The organism is Leptolyngbya sp. DQ-M1 (genome assembly GCF_039962505.1).
GTDB lineage: Bacteria > Cyanobacteriota > Cyanobacteriia > Leptolyngbyales > Leptolyngbyaceae > Leptolyngbya.
Genome location: NZ_JAMPLJ010000006.1, coordinates 1 through 15,384, shown reverse-complemented (window position 1 = coordinate 15,384; position 15,384 = coordinate 1). Strand labels below are relative to the sequence as shown.

Below are 15,384 nucleotides of genomic sequence, written 5' to 3'. Positions count from 1 at the left end.
GATGGTTCAACGTTGGTTTCGGACTGAGGCAGGGGAAATGGCATCTGTGAAACAGTGGATGAAAGTTAGACCAAAGCTTCCGAAGTGGGTGGTGTGGCTACTGACAGCAGGCATCCTGGGAACCGGAGGCTATTTTGCCTATAACCAGTACACGGCATCGCAGCGGCAAGATGCCAGACGACGCGTGCAAACGGTGACGGTCGATCGCGTTGATACCGCCATTACAATTTCGGCCAATGGAACCGTGCAGCCTGCCCAATCGGTAAATGTGAGTCCAAAAAGCTCTGGGGTGCTGAAACAGTTGCTGGTGAAAGAGGGCGATCGAGTCGTCACAGGTCAGGTTCTAGCACGGATGGATGACTCGAACCTACAAGGACAATTGCTTCAAGCTCAGGCGCAAATTGCTAATACTCAAGCAAATTTGAATAAGCTTGAATCTGGCAATCGTCCGCAAGAAATTGCCCAAGCCCAAGCGCAGCTCACGGCGGCTGAAGCGAACTTAGATAAGCTGATTGCAGGCAACCGTCCGCAGGAAATTGCTCAGGCTCGATCGCAGCTCACGGCGGCTGAAGCAAGCTTACAGCAAGCTCAGTTGAACTTTAACCAGAATCAGCGATTGTTTAGCTCTGGGGCATTGTCTCAGCGCGAATTTGATACGTCTCAAACGGCTCTTGCAACTGCCCGCGCTCAGGTTGAACAAGCCAAGCAAGCCGTCAATCTTCAGCAAACCGGAACTCGTCCAGAGGAAATTGCGGCGGCTCGCGCTCAAGTTGAACAGTTAAGGCAAGCTTTGAGCTTACAGCAGGCAGGGAGTCGATCGGAGGATATTGCTGCGGCTCGCGCTCAGGTCTTGAGTGCTCAAGGACAACTCAAAACCGTTCAAACTCAAATCAATGACACGATTATTCGCGCTCCGTTTAGCGGTGTGATTACGCGCAAGTTTGCTGATCCGGGTTCGTTTGTGACTCCAACCACTTCGAGTAGTGCGGTTTCATCTGCGACTTCTTCTTCAATTTTGGCGTTAGCGGCGACGAATCAAGTTGTGGCGAAAGTGCCAGAAACGAGCATTTCTCGGATCAAAGTGGGGCAGCGAGTGACGATCGATGCCGATGCTTTTCCGGGCAAATCTTTCACCGGAACGGTGGTGCAAGTTGCGAATCAATCCACGGTCGATCAGAATGTGACGAACTTTGAAGTAAAGACCTCGATCGACGATCGACAAAACAACTTGCAGGCTGGAATGAATGTGAATGCGAAATTTAATGTCGGTCAGATTGAGAATGCTTTAGTCGTTCCAACGGTTGCGATCGTGCGACAAGCCGAAGGAACGGGCGTTTTGCTTTCCGGTCGAGAGCAAGGAAGACCCCGATTTCAACGAATTACAACGGGCGCAACCGTGGATGATAAAACCATTGTGGAATCAGGGCTGAAAGAGGGCGATCGCGTATTGATCAGCTTTCCGCAAGGTGAGCGACCGCAATCGAGAACGCCTTCGGTCTTTCCGGGTGCGCCAGGCGGTGGCGGCGGAGCTCAAGGTGGCGGTAGACGCAGCGGAGGTCAATGATATGGGAAAGTTTGCAGAGATTCGATCGAATCCCGTATCCCTGCTGGAAATCTTTACGATGGCAGTGGAAGCACTCTGGAGCAATCGATTACGCACCAGTTTAACTATGCTGGGCGTGATCATTGGAATCGCTTCGGTGATTACAGTCACTTCAGTTGGGCAAGGGGTACAGAAAGCGACAGAACAGCAGATTCAAGCCCTGGGAACGAATGTGATGCTGGTGCTTTCAGGCGTGGCACGATCGGGTGGAATTAGCCAAGGAGCCGGATCAGCAAGCACCCTGACGCTCGAAGATGCTCAAGCAGCGGGGCGGCAGGTTCCAGCAGCAGAAGGAGTAACGGCGTTTTTACAGCGCGGTGGACAGGTTGTTTACAACGATCAGAATGATTCGACTTCAATTTTAGGGATTGATCTCAATTATTCCGATGTGAAAGAGATCAAGCCGCAAGAGGGGCGATTTTTTACTCAGGACGATATGCAGAATGAAAATTCTGTTGTGGTGCTGGGAAGCGCAGTTCGCGATAGTTTATTCTCCCCAGGAGAAGCCGCGATCGGTGCAAATATCCGCATTCAAAATGGGCGCTATACCGTGGTGGGTGTGGCAGAGTCGAAAGGATCAGTGGGTGGACAAGATCAAGACGATCGTGTGTATATTCCCCTGACAAACATGTCTTCGCGAATTGTGGGAAATAACTCGCTAAATGGTCGTGCGATTAGCGGGTTTTGGGTGAAAGCGAAAGATCAAGAACAACTTGAAGCGGCACAGTTTCAAGTGACGAATCTACTCAGAATTCGGCACAATATCTATCCACCGACGCCGGATGACTTTCGTATTAGCAATCAGGTAGATATTATCAATACGTTTAGTAGTGTTGTGGGACTGTTCACAATATTAGTGAGCGCGATCGCAGGTATTTCCCTGGTGGTTGGCGGCATTGGAATTGCGAACATTATGTTAGTGTCTGTGGTCGAACGCACTCGCGAGATTGGAATTAGAAAAGCGATCGGTGCAACGAATAGCGCTGTGTTAAGCCAATTTCTCACGGAGGCAATTTTAGTTTCGATGCTGGGGGGTGCGATCGGGGTGGCTGCGGGATTGGGATTAGCATTCGCAGCATCCAGCCTGTTTAGCTTTCCGTTTATTGTTTCGGGATTCGCGATCGCATCAGGATTAACGCTTGCCTTGGTTGTTGGGTTGATTGCAGGCGTGATTCCGGCTCGGAATGCAGCCAAACTTGATCCGATCGCAGCACTACGGAGTGATTGAACAGGAGTGACTGAACAATGGCAACCATGATTTGGATGGAAGACATCATTAAGACTTACCGTTTAGGCGATATTGATGTTCCTGTTCTCAAAGGCATTAATCTTTCCATTGAGGAAGGTGAGTATGTTGCGATTATGGGAATGTCTGGATCGGGTAAGTCAACTTTGATGAACATTATCGGGTGTCTCGATCGTCCTTCGGAGGGTCATTATGTACTGGAAGGTCGGAACTTAACTACACTCGATAATGATGAACTCGCTTTTATTCGCAATCAACGCATCGGTTTTGTATTTCAGCAATTCAATCTATTGAATCGATCGACGGCGTTAGAGAATGTGATGTTACCAATGGTGTATGCAGGGGTTCCGCGATCGCAAAGAAAAGAACGTGCCGCAGAAGCACTGACTCGCGTTGGACTTGCAGAGCGGTTAGGAAATCGCCCGAACCAGCTTTCAGGGGGACAACAGCAGCGAGTTGCGATCGCTCGTGCTTTGGTCAATCGTCCAGCGCTGGTGCTAGCGGATGAGCCGACAGGTGCGTTAGATACACAAACTTCAACTGAGGTGATGAGTTTATTAACCGAGTTGAATCAGCAAGGAATTACGATCGTGATTGTGACCCACGAACCCGATGTTGCAGCGCAAACTCAACGAGTCATTCATGTTAAGGATGGATTGGTGGTCGATCGTTAAAATTCTTCTAATTTGTCGTTGTCTCTACCATCGAATGCTCATCGATCGCGTTCAGCTTGAAGATGCTGGAGATACTCCATTGTTAGTCCCGTGACTTCCGAGATCGTCTCTAGGGGAAGATTTTTTTGTAGCATTCTAAACGCGATCGCTTCCACCGCTTCTTGTTTACTTCGCTCTTGAGTTTGTCGCTCCCATTCTAAGAACGCTTCTGAAAATGCCATGATCGCCTCCGAATCGCAGAAGTTTACCAGTTCACCTAAATCAATTCTAATCTTCCAGTTTGTCAGCAATCGTAAGATAGTATTTCGTCGATGGTGATCAGGCGGTAGCGCCAATACTTCTCGGATTGCTCTTTCCTGAGTTCTGTCACGCCCCAAAACTCTGAGCCATAAAGTGTCCTCAGTTTCAGGAAGTTGATCAATTGCAACAATAGCGCTCTTAAAGATGCCTGACAGGAAGTATACTCCGGGCATCCAGTCAGCTTTGACTCTGCCTTCTGCTTCCTCTAACAATGGCTTCGAGGTTGTCGCTGCCAGAATCCACAGACAAGGTAAAGCCTCTTCTGGAAGCTCATCGAGTTTAGCTTTGCGCCGTTCATCTTCTTGTATCCAAACCAACTTCATGACTGATACTCTCACCTCAGTTCGAGTTGGAACATTGCGATATGGCTCGAACAGGCAAGGCTGTTGTACCATTCGTCGTAAAAGTCCCAAATCTTCGGTTTGAGTTGCATCTGGGTTGGGAACAAACCAAACATCGACAAATTTAGACTCACCTGGAATTTCATACTGTCGTTGTACTGTACCAATCGGAGCAAGAAATTCCTCTAAATATTGTTTAGCGAGTTGATCAAAGGGGTTTTGAGTCACACGATCGAATTTAGAGTTGTCAGAGCGATTGTATTATACGGTTTCGGTCTCGCTTTTCCCTTTGCCACAGATCCCGTAGTCTAGAGATTGCCGATCGCACAAGGAAGCCTTCACATGACCACTAGAACTGAAACAGACAGCATGGGCGCGATCGCTGTACCCAACGATCGCTACTGGGGCGCACAAACGCAACGCTCTTTGATGTATTTCGCGATCGGACAAGATAGGATGCCGACCGAGTTGATTCGGGCATTTGGAATTCTGAAAAAGGCAGCGGCGATCGTCAATCAAGATCTAGGAAAGCTCCCACCCGAAAAAGCCCAATTGATCATTCAAGCCGCAAACGAAGTGATCGAAGGAAAGCTAAACGATCATTTTCCGTTATCTGTATGGCAGACAGGAAGCGGAACACAGACCAATATGAACGCAAATGAGGTAATTTCAAATCGTGCGATCGATCTCGCTGGCGGTGTTTTAGGCAGTAAAGATCCAATTCACCCAAATGACCACGTTAATATGTCGCAATCATCAAATGATACGTTTCCCACAGCGATGCACATTGCAGCAGCAGAAGCGATTCATCAATCATTGTTACCGATGATCAAAAAGCTGCGGGATGCGTTGCAGGAAAAATCAGCCGAGTTTGAAACCATTATCAAAATTGGGCGGACTCATTTGATGGATGCAGTTCCACTCACCCTGGGACAAGAGTTTTCGGGCTATGTGGCACAGTTAGATCAAGCGATCGTTCGCATTGAAGCAACATTGCCGGGATTGTATGAGTTAGCGATCGGAGGAACCGCAGTCGGAACTGGAATTAATACGCACCCAGAATTTGCAGAACGATCAGCCGATGAAATCGCGAAGTTAACCGGATTGTCCTTTGTCAGTGCGCCGAATAAATTTGCGGCATTAGCAGCGCATGAAGCGATCGTCTTTACCAGTGGCGCGATCAAAACACTAGCTTGCGCCTTGATGAAGATTGCGAATGATTTGCGCTGGATGGGATCAGGCCCACGATGTGGACTTGGAGAATTAGTCTTACCCGCGAATGAACCGGGATCATCAATCATGCCGGGAAAAGTCAATCCAACTCAGTGTGAAGCGATGACAATGGTGTGTGTGCAAGTGATGGGAAACGATAGCGCGATCGGCATTGCTGCCAGTCAAGGGAACTTTGAACTGAATGTGTTCAAGCCTGTGTTAATTCATAACTTGATTCATTCGATTCGCATTCTCTCAGATGCTTGTGCTTCATTCACCGATCATATGGTTGCAGGCATTCAACCGAATCGCGATCGCATTACCCAATTTCTCGAAAATTCATTGATGCTAGTTACTGCGCTGAATCCGAAGATTGGATACGATCGGGCTGCGAAAGTTGCATACAAAGCTTATCAAGAGAGTTCAACCTTACGGCAGGCTTGCATTGATCTAGGCTTTTTAACGGGGGAAGAATTCGATCAGATCGTGCGACCGGAGCACATGATTTATCCGAGCTAAACCAGCGTCAAAAATTAGACGTAGGAGTGAGGCGCGAACTGATTCAATCCGAATAATCTAAAAATATTCAGGGCGCGAGTGCTTCTGAAGTTTCGGCTTTCGCTACGTTGTCCTTACTCCGGAACCTAAACCAATGGATGCAGCTAGAACCCCGCTTCGACGAATCGATTATCTTTTGCGTAAGGCTGATTATGTCAATTGGCATCGTCAGCAGAGTAATCAGCAAATTTTGCGATCGCAGCAAGGGTTTGGCGAGGTAGAGTCATCGCGTCCCAAATCGTGTCGCGGTTGTGCGAATTATCACGGGATTGCATACGGGTACAGCCGCGAGAAGCGCACCCCTTTGATTTGCGGATTTCATCCGTTCGGCTGGGAGGATTCAAATTGTCCCGACTGGCAAGGCAAAAAGGATTAAGCCTGAAGAAAGTCAAAAAGTTGATGCGCCAGTTCTAGTTTGCTACAGGTTGGAAGGGTGAGTTGGCGACCGGAGCGATCGATCAACACCGCCTGATTCGTATCACTTCCAAACCCGCTATTGGGTTGATCAACGGGATTGGCGACGATCGCGTCTAGGTTTTTGCGCTTGAGTTTGTCGATCGCAGGCGTAACATAATCTCCAGTCTGCGCTGCAAATCCGACCAGAGTTTGATGGGGTTTCTTTAGAGTTGACAATTCAGCAACGATATCAGGAATTGAAACTAGATCTAACGATGTTGGTAGTTGATTTTTCGGAAGTTTAGTATCGCTATAGAGATCAGAACGTACATCACCGACCGCAGCAGACATGACAATATAATCCGCAACACTAAGATGGTCTTTCATTGCCTGCTGCATTTCAGCGGAACTCATGACAGGAACTAAGCGAACATTGCGGAGCGGAGCAAGGAGATGCGAGTTGATCGGAGCATGAACCAGGGTGACTTGTGCGCCGCGATGTAGAGCCGCTTGCGCGATCGCCACGCCCATTTTCCCGGTTGAGGGATTACCAATAAACCGCACTGGATCAAAATGTTCTCGCGTTCCACCTGCGCTGATTAAAACGCGCTTTCCGGCTAAGTCTCGTTTTCCTTTTGTGTGTAATAGCGATCGGATCTGTACAAGTAATTCTTCCGGTTCTGCCATGCGTCCAGTCCCGACGCGATCGCACGCTAAAATTCCCGCACTTGGATCAGCCGAATGGTAACGAGGATCAATTAGCAATTCGCGCCAGTTGCGTTGGGTCGATCGTTGCTCCCACATATCGGTATTCATTGCAGGGGCTAACAATACCGGGCAAATTGAAGCGAGTACCGTGTTGGTTAATAAATTATCTGCCAGTCCGTAAGTTAATTTTGCTAAGGTGTTCGCCGTTAGGGGAGCGATCACAAACAGATCAGCCCATTCACCAAGTTCGATATGCAGTGGACGATCGTTTGAAGCATCCCAAAACGTGCGATCGACATAAGCGGGATGACGGCTCAGTGTTGCAAACGTCAATGGTGAAACGAACGCTTGAGCCGAATCGGTGAGAATGACTCGGACTTCAATCCCTTCTTTTGCCAATGCCGAAACTACATTGCACACTTTATAAGCTGCAATCCCGCCTGTGATACCAAATAAAACTCGCTGACTGGGCATCACGACTCATCAAACGCTTCTAAATCCAGTAGATAAAGATACGGTTCGACTAATTCTGGACGTTGAAACGCGATCGCTCTAAGTAAATGCCAGTCCTTCAGCCCTTCAAACGCATCGGTGTAATCATCTTGCTCTAAGCGCGTCGCCAGTTCTGCGATATCTGTTTCGGTCAATGCGGACACATCTAGTTGTCCCGAACGAAATGCAGTCATCATACTAACCTCCCGCTAGTTTCCCCGTAAGTTCAAATTCTACTTCAGAAGACGGAGGCGATTAACAGAATAAAATGTTCGTTTACGATCGAGCTAATTCAAGATTTGAAAAAGGAAAAGACTTAGTTTAGAAGTGATAGAACCCAAACTTCCATTAACCGACCGGATTCCTGCCAGTGGTGCGCCGCGGATTGAAGAATCTCCTGAGCGATTTGCCACTGTTCGGGCTGCGCTCTTGCGAAAATGTCGGGACGATCATAAATGACGATGTATTTTTGAGCAGGCAACCAATTTAGGTCGCGAATACACTCGTCAAACGCATCCCAGTTGTAACCAAAGTAAGTTGGAAAATCCATAGCTTCAGCCACTTCTCGCAGAAATTCCTCCTTACTGGCAATCTTTCTGCCATCTAAATAAAAAACCTTTACTTCCGGTTGAGAAGCGCTCTTTACGGCTTCCGCTTGCAGATCAAGTGCGGAACGTTGCTGTAACTGCACAGGTTTCCTCCGTTAACTAAGAGGCAATGATAACCTCCTGAAAGCCATTGTAATGGTCATCTGTGTAATAGATCTCGCCGCCTTGACCAACTATAAGTCGTCGCTGTCCACGATTAGCACTTCCAGGAGTTTCAACGGTATATTCCAAATAGTAATTTTGGGGTTTAATCGGAAGTTTTTTCTCCAAGTTCTTGAAGACAGAACCATCTTGAGGGTAAGGAAAATTACCTCCAGATTGAATTTGCTGGAGTGTTGCCTGAGCTTCAGGAGGTAAGTCAGTAGATGAAACCTTTTTCATATCTTTAACGAATTCGTTTCAGCCACTCTATCCCTGATCACGCTATTCCTGGGGATGTGTACCATCTACGGCAAACCTTTACCATTTACAGCAAAGCTTTCTGCACAAACGCATAAACTTCGTTTAATACTAACGGCGAAATTTCGTGTCCCATATCGAACTCACGATATTCGATCGATGCCTTCAATCGCTCTAAATTCGCCTTGGCTCGATGGGCGGCAGCGATCGGCACAACCTGATCCTGCCGTCCATGCACCATCAGAATCGGTGGAATTTCTTTGCTAGGATTCAATGCCCCGTGTTGATAGCCGCTCAGAACCATTAATCCGGCTAACGGTAACGACAATCCCACCTCTAAAGTCATTGCACCACCTTGAGAAAAACCGCCAAGAATCGTGCGAGATAAAGGAATTCCAGACTGCGCTTCGAGCGAGTTCAGCCAGTCGATCAAAGCTTTTCGGCTCGTTTGTAAGTCTGATTGTTGCGTGAAATCAGCTTGAAAGTTGGCATACGAGAGGTCATACCACATTTTTCCCTGAGTGCTGTAGGGATGCGGGAACGGCGCATCAGGAATGAAAAATTGAATATCCGGTAACTCCAAAAGTGAGCAGAGAAATGCAACATCTTGAGCATTCGATCCCCAGCCGTGCAGGATGACGATCGAGCCTTTGGGAGTGCCAGATTTTGCGGGAATTGCGATCGCGTTCAGTGCCATAGAATTTCATCACTCATCCTGCTGATTGTAACGCTATGCTTAAAGATCTCTTTTTACTTGGGAACTAAATCGATGGCACGTTTAGCATTATTGAGCGTCTCCGACAAAACGGGATTAATCGAGCTTGCAAAACAGTTAGTCGAAGAATTTGGCTTTGATTTGATTAGCAGTGGCGGAACGGCTCAGGCATTGAAAACAGCCGGATTGCCTGTGACAAAGGTTTCAGACTACACCGGATCTCCTGAAATTTTAGGCGGACGAGTCAAAACGCTGCATCCTCGGATTCATGGCGGAATTCTGGCGCGTCGAGATTTACCGGAGCATGTAGCAGATTTGGAAGCGCAGAACATTCGCCCGATCGATCTGGTCGTGGTCAATCTTTACCCGTTTGAGCAGACGATCGCGAAACCGGATGTCTCGCTCGAAGACGCGATCGAACAAATCGATATCGGCGGCCCTGCCATGATTCGCGCTTCGGCTAAGAACTTTGCAAACCTCACGGTGTTGTGCAATCCAAATCAGTACAATGCTTACCTTGAAGAGCTTCGGAAGAATGGAGAAGCCTCGATCGCATTCCGCCAACACTGCTCACTCCAAGCCTTCAAACATACTGCAAGTTACGATCAAGCGATCGCAGCTTATCTAGAAAAGCAAACACAATCAGCATCAACCTCGTTCACTCTAACAGGAACGCAAATTCAAGCCTTACGCTACGGAGAAAATCCACATCAACCCGCAGCATGGTATCAAACCGGAGCCGTTGCAACCGGCTGGGCAGCCGCAACAAAGCTTCAGGGAAAAGAACTGAGCTACAACAATCTGGTTGATTTGGAAGCAGCACGATCGATTATTGCTGAATTTATTCACGATGATCCCGCCGCAACGATCATCAAGCACAACAACCCTTGTGGATCAGCAATGGGCGGATCAATTTCCGAAGCTTATGAGAAGGCGTTTAACGCAGATTCGACTTCTGCATTTGGTGGCATTGTGGCATTGAATCGAGCGATCGACCCTCCAACCGCAACCTCCTTAACCAAAACCTTCCTAGAATGCGTAGTTGCGCCTGGAATTGATCCAGAAGCTCAAACCATCTTGCAGGCAAAGCAGAATTTACGAGTGTTAGTTCTGCCAGATTTGAGCAATGGTGCAAAAGAGAACGTTAAACCAATTGCAGGCGGGTTTTTAGTGCAAGCGGCGGATGATATCGTTGCTGATCCAAATACTTGGCAGTTTGTCACCGAGAGAAAGCCGACTCCCGAACAGCTTGCAGAATTGCTGTTTGCCTGGAAGATTTGTAAGCACGTGAAATCAAACGCGATCGTCGTCAGTCGCGATCGCACCACGTTAGGAGTTGGAGCCGGACAAATGAATCGCGTCGGCTCGGTGAAAATTGCACTCGAACAAGCAGGAGACAAAGTAAACGGTGCAGTGCTAGCTAGCGATGGCTTTTTCCCGTTTGATGATTCGGTGCGAACGGCGGCGGCGGCGGGAATTAGCGCGATCGTTCAGCCCGGAGGCAGTATGAGAGACGCCGACTCGATCGCTGCTGCCAACGAGCTTGGAATCGTGATGGTGCTTACCGGAATTCGTCACTTTCTGCATTAGAAATTGTGCTAAGTTTTATTACAGTTCTCACGAAACACATCCCCTATGTCGCCTGACATCCTTCACACCCTCAAAGTCTACAGTCAGTTTGTTCACCCCGTTTTGATGTGGGTGTTGCTAGCGCTGACAAGCTATGCGCTGTACACAGGATTCCAATGGCGACGGACTCGATCGGCAGAAGGCGACCTGAAAAAACAGCTCATCAAGCAGAAATTCAACATCAAACATCATCAAATTGGTGCGATCGTGTTGACTTTGATGGTGGTGGGTTCAGTTGGAGCAATGGGCGCAACTTACATTAATAGCGGCAAGCTTTTTGTCAATCCCCATTTAGTTGCAGGACTAGGCATGACCTGCTTAATTGCAATCTCAGCTTCACTCACCCCGTTTATGCAGAAAGGTCAGGAATGGGCACGAATGAGCCATATCTTGATCAATGTGGTGATTACTGGATTATTCGGATGGCAAGCTGTAACCGGAATGCTGATCGTGCAGAACATCATTAACCGAATGTAATTCAACTCAATCTAATCCGAAGGCAGGAGCGATCCTACCTTCGGATTTTTATTTGCGATTTTTGATCACTCTTCCAGGACTGACGAAAGAAATTCCTTGATTTCCTAGCCATCATCCCCCTCGTCTGAGGTTCCGTCTAGCCCGCGTAATACTAGGTCTCTAGATCCGCACTACAGATCTTGGTACAGGTGCGACTCGCCACAGTCTCATACCTCAGGCTTTCGCTATCTCTATCACAAGTGCGAGGGAAGCTAATTCACTTCCGGTCACAGTTAAAGGCGTACAACCTACAAAAACTCTTATACAGAACAACGAGGTGGCGAGGTAGGAAATGATTTTATTCAAGTCTCAGAAAGGAACAAAACTTGCTTCATGGTTTCTGTCCTGTCTAATGATGGTGCCATTTGTCGCTGCATGTGGTGGTGGTAGCAATCAACAAACTCGGATCGATGACGCTCGAATCGCGTCTGCTCCAAACGGTGCACCGAATGCGCCAGCGCGACCTAAAAAACAAGGACTATCGACGGGTCAAAAAGCAGCAGTAACCTTAGCAGGTGCAGCAGCGTTGTATTACCTCTACAACCAGCACAAAAAGTCCCAAGCCGCCAAGGGTCAACAACCGCAGTATTACATGTCGAAAAATGGTCGGGTTTACTACCGGGATGCTCAGAAACGGGTGCAGTGGGTGACACCGCCGCGTGAAGGAATTCAGGTTCCAGCATCAGAAGCGCGGCAATATGAACAGTTTCAGGGATACAACAACCGAGCAAGCGGACGCGATTTAACCAGTTTGCCCGAAGCGCGATCGGCAGGCTTCTAGATTGAGTAAAACCTTATTTGGAGATTAGATCATGGTTGACGATATTTTTAGAAGAGTTGCTGGTGCTTTTTTAGGTGATGAAAATTCATCCGAACAAGAGCGTCGCCCCCGTCCTGCAAGCCAAGATCCCTATGGCGATCCGGCTGATCAAGGTTATGGCGATGCGATGCCTGCAAGCCAAGATCCCTATGGCGATCCGGCTAATCAATATGGTCAGGGATATGGTGATGTGATGCCTGCAAGCCAAGATCCCTACGGTGATCCGGCTAATCAATATGGTCAGGGGTATGGTGATGTGATGCCTGCAAGCCAAGATCCCTACGGCGATCCGGCTGACCAAGGTTATGGCGATGTGATGCCTGCAAGCCAAGATCCCTACGGTGATCCGGCTAATCAATATGGTCAGGGGTATGGTGATGTGATGCCTGCAAGTCAAGATCCCTATGGCGATCCGGCTGACGAAGAAGGATATCGCTACTAATTACGGAAGGCTTCGCTTAGCCCAAGGGCAACGCAAGACCGCCGCATAAAATCATCTCATCCTTCCTTTGGCTAAAGCTGGAGGAAGGATTGTTTTTGGCATCCAGAATTTCCAGCACTAACGGCAGCAAATTACCGTTTTGAATTTCACTATATTGGCTACAATTTTGCTTTACAATTTTGGCAACTGATCCCAGTCCACTTACGGATAAAAAGTTCTATGAGTATCGGATATGTTGCCCTCGTACTTCACGCTCATTTACCGTTTGTGCGTCACCCAGAAAGCGATTACGTTTTAGAAGAAGAATGGCTTTACGAGGCGATTACCGAAACCTACATTCCGCTAATTCAGGTCTTTGAAGGGTTAAAGCGCGACGGGGTAGACTTCAAAATCACCATGAGCATGACCCCGCCGTTGTGTTCGATGCTGGCAGACCCACTTCTGCAAGAGCGCTACGATGAGCATCTCGCCCAACTCGAAGAACTGGCAGAACTAGAGGTTGAGCGTCATGCTCACTCTGGGCACATGAAGTATCTGGCAGAACACAACGCCAAAGAATTCAATGCGGTTCGCAATACTTGGGAAAAGTACGATCGTAATCTGATCACTGCCTTCAAACAGTTTCTCGACTCGAACAACCTCGAAATCATTACTTGCGGGGCAACTCATGGCTATCTGCCCCTGATGAAAATGTATCCGCAAGCAGTCTGGGCACAGATCCAAGTTGCCTGCGAACATTACGAAAAAACCTTTGGTCGTCCCGCCAAAGGAATCTGGCTCCCCGAATGCGCCTACTACGAAGGAGTTGAACGGATGTTAGCCGATGCGGGACTGCGCTACTTCCTCACCGATGGACATGGCATTCTCTACGCGCGTCCTCGCCCCCGGTATGGAAGTTATGCCCCAATTTTCACAGAACCTGGTGTGGCTGCATTCGGGCGCGATCATGAATCGTCTCAGCAGGTTTGGTCATCAGAAGTTGGGTATCCAGGAGCGGTTGAATACCGCGAGTTCTATCGCGATTTAGGCTGGGATGCAGACTACGAATACATCAAGCCGTATGTCATGCCCAATGGTCAGCGCAAGAATGTGGGCATCAAGTATCACAAGATTACGGGTAAAGGGTTAGGGCTGGGCGATAAGCAGCTCTACGATCCGTACTGGGCGCGGGAAAAGACAACTGAACACGCCGCCAACTTTGTCTACAACCGGGAACGCCAGGTTGAGCATTTGTTTGGCATTATGCACCGCCCGCCGATCGTTGTTTCCCCCTACGATGCCGAACTCTTTGGTCACTGGTGGTACGAAGGCCCCTGGTTCATCGATTACCTGTTCCGTAAGGCCTGGTTTGATCAAGATACCTTTGAAATGACGCACTTAGCGGACTATCTGAGAAAGCACCCGACTCAGCAAGTGTGTCGCCCGTCGCAATCGAGCTGGGGCTACAAGGGCTTCCACGAGTATTGGCTGAATGAAACGAATGCGTGGATTTATCCGCATCTGCACAAAGCCGCAGAACGCATGATTGACCTTGCAAAACGGGAACCCGCAGACGAGTTGGAGTGGCGAGCACTCAACCAAGCGGCGCGAGAACTTTTGTTAGCGCAATCTTCTGACTGGGCATTTATCATGCGAACCGGAACAATGGTTCCGTATGCGATTAGAAGAACTCGATCGCACCTGATGCGCTTCAACAAACTCTACGAAGACCTGAATCACGGCAAAGTAGATTCTGGTTGGGTTGAGAAGGTGGAAGCGATCGACAACATTTTCCCGGACATCAACTACCGCGTTTATCGTCCACTTTAAATTCATAATGACAAGTCAACGAAAGCCTGATCGAGCAAGGTTATCCTATCGATCAGGCTTTCTTGCATTTAGAAAATGTAGAGGCGTGAATCCGTCTGATGTAGCGAAGTGCCTACATCGCCAATGGGTAAGATTTCACGGTGGGACAACATTCATTTGATGTTGCTTTCTAGGCAAGCAAATCTGAGATTAATCATTGTTGCAAACGCAAATTGCTTGGATCAGGCATGGTAAGTTAAGCATGATGCTGCTCTAAAGCGCGGTGAATTGGGGCAAGTAAGGCATTTCAGCCCTTCAAACAGGTTGCGATCGACCTACCTCAACTGCCAAATTTTAGACTGTCACTCTATCAAATCCGACGGCTCTCAACAGATGATTTGATAGTTAAGCAAGGCAAGGTGTAACGCTTGTTGAAGGTTCTTCACAACGGAGTTGCACTGCTTTTTCAATGGCTCTTTCTTGCTCGCATCCCTACTACGTACTTGGCTGAGGCATTTTTCAAAATCTCTGCATTTCGTTTTCCGAAATCACATCCTCAGAGAGAGTAGCAGTACAAAGACGGTGTTGGATACTGTTCACTAGCCCCCTGGTGAAATCAGGGTATTACAACACTTTTTATTCAACCCCCGCTAAAGACTTTATTTATGAGAGGGCATTCCATGAAAGCATTGAAGACTTACCTCCTCGCCCCTGTTAAACAAGCAGCCCCGATGATCGCAGGTTTTTCGCTTGCGCTCACCAGCTTGGTGGCGACGAATGCTCCTGCTCAAGCAGCTCCCCGCACTCTGGCGAAAAACGCAGTTGCTCAAGCAACCACACAGAAAACCACATTGCCGGATGGAGTCTACCTTTACGGGCAATCCGCAGAACCCGATCAGATCGGGCAGGGCTATTTTGTATTTGAAGCACGACAAGG

16 protein-coding genes and 1 pseudogene are annotated in these 15,384 nt (G+C 48.3%); 11 read left to right on the top strand and 6 right to left on the bottom strand.

Annotated elements, in window-relative coordinates:
* The first annotated feature begins 1 nt into the window (after position 1).
* The 3 genes from NC981_RS18215 to NC981_RS18205 are packed head-to-tail and all read left to right on the top strand — an operon-like array spanning position 2 to position 3,523.
* Positions 2 to 1,564, top strand: a complete 1,563-nt coding sequence (locus NC981_RS18215; RefSeq protein ID WP_348244249.1) for an efflux RND transporter periplasmic adaptor subunit — start codon at positions 2 to 4, stop codon at positions 1,562 to 1,564.
* Position 1,565: 1 nt separating this feature from the next.
* Entirely contained in the window at positions 1,566 to 2,831 is a 1,266-nt protein-coding gene (locus tag NC981_RS18210) for an ABC transporter permease (protein WP_348244248.1), read from the top strand.
* Positions 2,832 to 2,848: 17 nt separating this feature from the next.
* The gene (locus NC981_RS18205; RefSeq protein ID WP_277881344.1) at positions 2,849 to 3,523 is read left to right on the top strand and encodes an ABC transporter ATP-binding protein; all 675 of its coding nucleotides are present in this window, start codon (positions 2,849 to 2,851) and stop codon (positions 3,521 to 3,523) included.
* Positions 3,524 to 3,561: 38 nt separating this feature from the next.
* Here NC981_RS18205 and NC981_RS18200 read toward each other — a convergent pair whose 3' ends face one another.
* A complete protein-coding gene (locus NC981_RS18200; RefSeq protein ID WP_348244247.1) occupies positions 3,562 to 4,392 on the bottom strand; it encodes a flagellar assembly protein H in 831 nt (276 codons plus the stop codon).
* 114 nt (positions 4,393 to 4,506) lie between these two features.
* On the opposite strand from NC981_RS18200, the gene fumC reads away from it, so the two are divergent.
* The gene (gene fumC, locus NC981_RS18195) at positions 4,507 to 5,895 is read left to right on the top strand and encodes a class II fumarate hydratase (RefSeq protein ID WP_348244246.1); all 1,389 of its coding nucleotides are present in this window, start codon (positions 4,507 to 4,509) and stop codon (positions 5,893 to 5,895) included.
* 133 nt (positions 5,896 to 6,028) lie between these two features.
* Entirely contained in the window at positions 6,029 to 6,310 is a 282-nt protein-coding gene (locus NC981_RS18190) for a hypothetical protein (RefSeq protein WP_199298461.1), read from the top strand.
* Here NC981_RS18190 and coaBC read toward each other — a convergent pair.
* From coaBC to NC981_RS18165, 5 genes are all read right to left on the bottom strand, one after another.
* Positions 6,307 to 7,512: a bifunctional phosphopantothenoylcysteine decarboxylase/phosphopantothenate--cysteine ligase CoaBC gene (gene coaBC / locus NC981_RS18185; protein WP_348244245.1), complete on the bottom strand. Its 1,206-nt coding sequence runs from the start codon at positions 7,510 to 7,512 to the stop codon at positions 6,307 to 6,309. The genes NC981_RS18190 and coaBC overlap by 4 nt on opposite strands.
* Positions 7,512 to 7,724 carry a DUF2555 domain-containing protein gene (locus NC981_RS18180; RefSeq protein ID WP_190376377.1) on the bottom strand — a complete coding sequence of 71 codons (213 nt, stop codon included), beginning with the start codon at positions 7,722 to 7,724 and terminating at the stop codon, positions 7,512 to 7,514. Before NC981_RS18180 ends, coaBC begins: the two co-directional genes overlap by 1 nt.
* A gap of 122 nt (positions 7,725 to 7,846) precedes the next feature.
* Complete coding sequence (locus NC981_RS18175) at positions 7,847 to 8,221, bottom strand: barstar family protein (protein WP_348244244.1); 375 nt, start codon at positions 8,219 to 8,221, stop codon at positions 7,847 to 7,849.
* 16 nt (positions 8,222 to 8,237) lie between these two features.
* Positions 8,238 to 8,519, bottom strand: coding sequence for a ribonuclease domain-containing protein (locus NC981_RS18170; RefSeq protein ID WP_348244243.1), 282 nt, complete (start codon positions 8,517 to 8,519; stop codon positions 8,238 to 8,240).
* Positions 8,520 to 8,604: 85 nt separating this feature from the next.
* A complete protein-coding gene (locus NC981_RS18165) occupies positions 8,605 to 9,234 on the bottom strand; it encodes an alpha/beta hydrolase (protein ID WP_348244242.1) in 630 nt (209 codons plus the stop codon).
* A 72-nt stretch (positions 9,235 to 9,306) separates the two neighbouring features.
* Here NC981_RS18165 and purH point away from each other — a divergent pair, with 72 nt between their 5' ends.
* The 6 genes and pseudogenes from purH to NC981_RS18135 form a co-directional block, all read left to right on the top strand.
* The gene (purH, locus tag NC981_RS18160) at positions 9,307 to 10,842 is read left to right on the top strand and encodes a bifunctional phosphoribosylaminoimidazolecarboxamide formyltransferase/IMP cyclohydrolase (RefSeq protein WP_348244241.1); all 1,536 of its coding nucleotides are present in this window, start codon (positions 9,307 to 9,309) and stop codon (positions 10,840 to 10,842) included.
* Between the two features lie 45 nt (positions 10,843 to 10,887).
* Complete coding sequence (locus NC981_RS18155) at positions 10,888 to 11,358, top strand: DUF4079 domain-containing protein (protein ID WP_190376336.1); 471 nt, start codon at positions 10,888 to 10,890, stop codon at positions 11,356 to 11,358.
* 331 nt (positions 11,359 to 11,689) lie between these two features.
* A complete protein-coding gene (locus tag NC981_RS18150) occupies positions 11,690 to 12,178 on the top strand; it encodes a hypothetical protein (protein WP_348244240.1) in 489 nt (162 codons plus the stop codon).
* A gap of 31 nt (positions 12,179 to 12,209) precedes the next feature.
* Positions 12,210 to 12,659, top strand: coding sequence for a hypothetical protein (locus NC981_RS18145; RefSeq protein WP_348244239.1), 450 nt, complete (start codon positions 12,210 to 12,212; stop codon positions 12,657 to 12,659).
* Positions 12,660 to 12,878: 219 nt separating this feature from the next.
* On the top strand, positions 12,879 to 14,468 hold the full coding sequence (locus NC981_RS18140; RefSeq protein WP_348244238.1) for a glycoside hydrolase family 57 protein: 1,590 nt from the start codon (positions 12,879 to 12,881) through the stop codon (positions 14,466 to 14,468).
* Between the two features lie 659 nt (positions 14,469 to 15,127).
* Positions 15,128 to 15,384 (top strand): annotated as a pseudogene (locus NC981_RS18135) (hypothetical protein); the annotation flags it as partial.

What these genes read in the sequence shown, in the direction of transcription:
- NC981_RS18170 (WP_348244243.1), bottom strand. Translation starts at nt 8,519, where the DNA reads ATGAAAAAGGTTTCATCTACTGACTTACCTCCTGAAGCTCAGGCAACA.
- coaBC (WP_348244245.1), bottom strand. Translation starts at nt 7,512, where the DNA reads ATGCCCAGTCAGCGAGTTTTATTTGGTATCACAGGCGGGATTGCAGCT.
- NC981_RS18140 (WP_348244238.1), top strand. Translation starts at nt 12,879, where the DNA reads ATGAGTATCGGATATGTTGCCCTCGTACTTCACGCTCATTTACCGTTT.
- NC981_RS18165 (WP_348244242.1), bottom strand. Translation starts at nt 9,234, where the DNA reads ATGGCACTGAACGCGATCGCAATTCCCGCAAAATCTGGCACTCCCAAA.
- NC981_RS18145 (WP_348244239.1), top strand. Translation starts at nt 12,210, where the DNA reads ATGGTTGACGATATTTTTAGAAGAGTTGCTGGTGCTTTTTTAGGTGAT.
- NC981_RS18190 (WP_199298461.1), top strand. Translation starts at nt 6,029, where the DNA reads ATGGATGCAGCTAGAACCCCGCTTCGACGAATCGATTATCTTTTGCGT.
- NC981_RS18150 (WP_348244240.1), top strand. Translation starts at nt 11,690, where the DNA reads ATGATTTTATTCAAGTCTCAGAAAGGAACAAAACTTGCTTCATGGTTT.
- fumC (WP_348244246.1), top strand. Translation starts at nt 4,507, where the DNA reads ATGACCACTAGAACTGAAACAGACAGCATGGGCGCGATCGCTGTACCC.
- NC981_RS18205 (WP_277881344.1), top strand. Translation starts at nt 2,849, where the DNA reads ATGGCAACCATGATTTGGATGGAAGACATCATTAAGACTTACCGTTTA.
- NC981_RS18215 (WP_348244249.1), top strand. Translation starts at nt 2, where the DNA reads ATGGTTCAACGTTGGTTTCGGACTGAGGCAGGGGAAATGGCATCTGTG.
- purH (WP_348244241.1), top strand. Translation starts at nt 9,307, where the DNA reads ATGGCACGTTTAGCATTATTGAGCGTCTCCGACAAAACGGGATTAATC.
- NC981_RS18210 (WP_348244248.1), top strand. Translation starts at nt 1,566, where the DNA reads ATGGGAAAGTTTGCAGAGATTCGATCGAATCCCGTATCCCTGCTGGAA.
- NC981_RS18180 (WP_190376377.1), bottom strand. Translation starts at nt 7,724, where the DNA reads ATGACTGCATTTCGTTCGGGACAACTAGATGTGTCCGCATTGACCGAA.
- NC981_RS18155 (WP_190376336.1), top strand. Translation starts at nt 10,888, where the DNA reads ATGTCGCCTGACATCCTTCACACCCTCAAAGTCTACAGTCAGTTTGTT.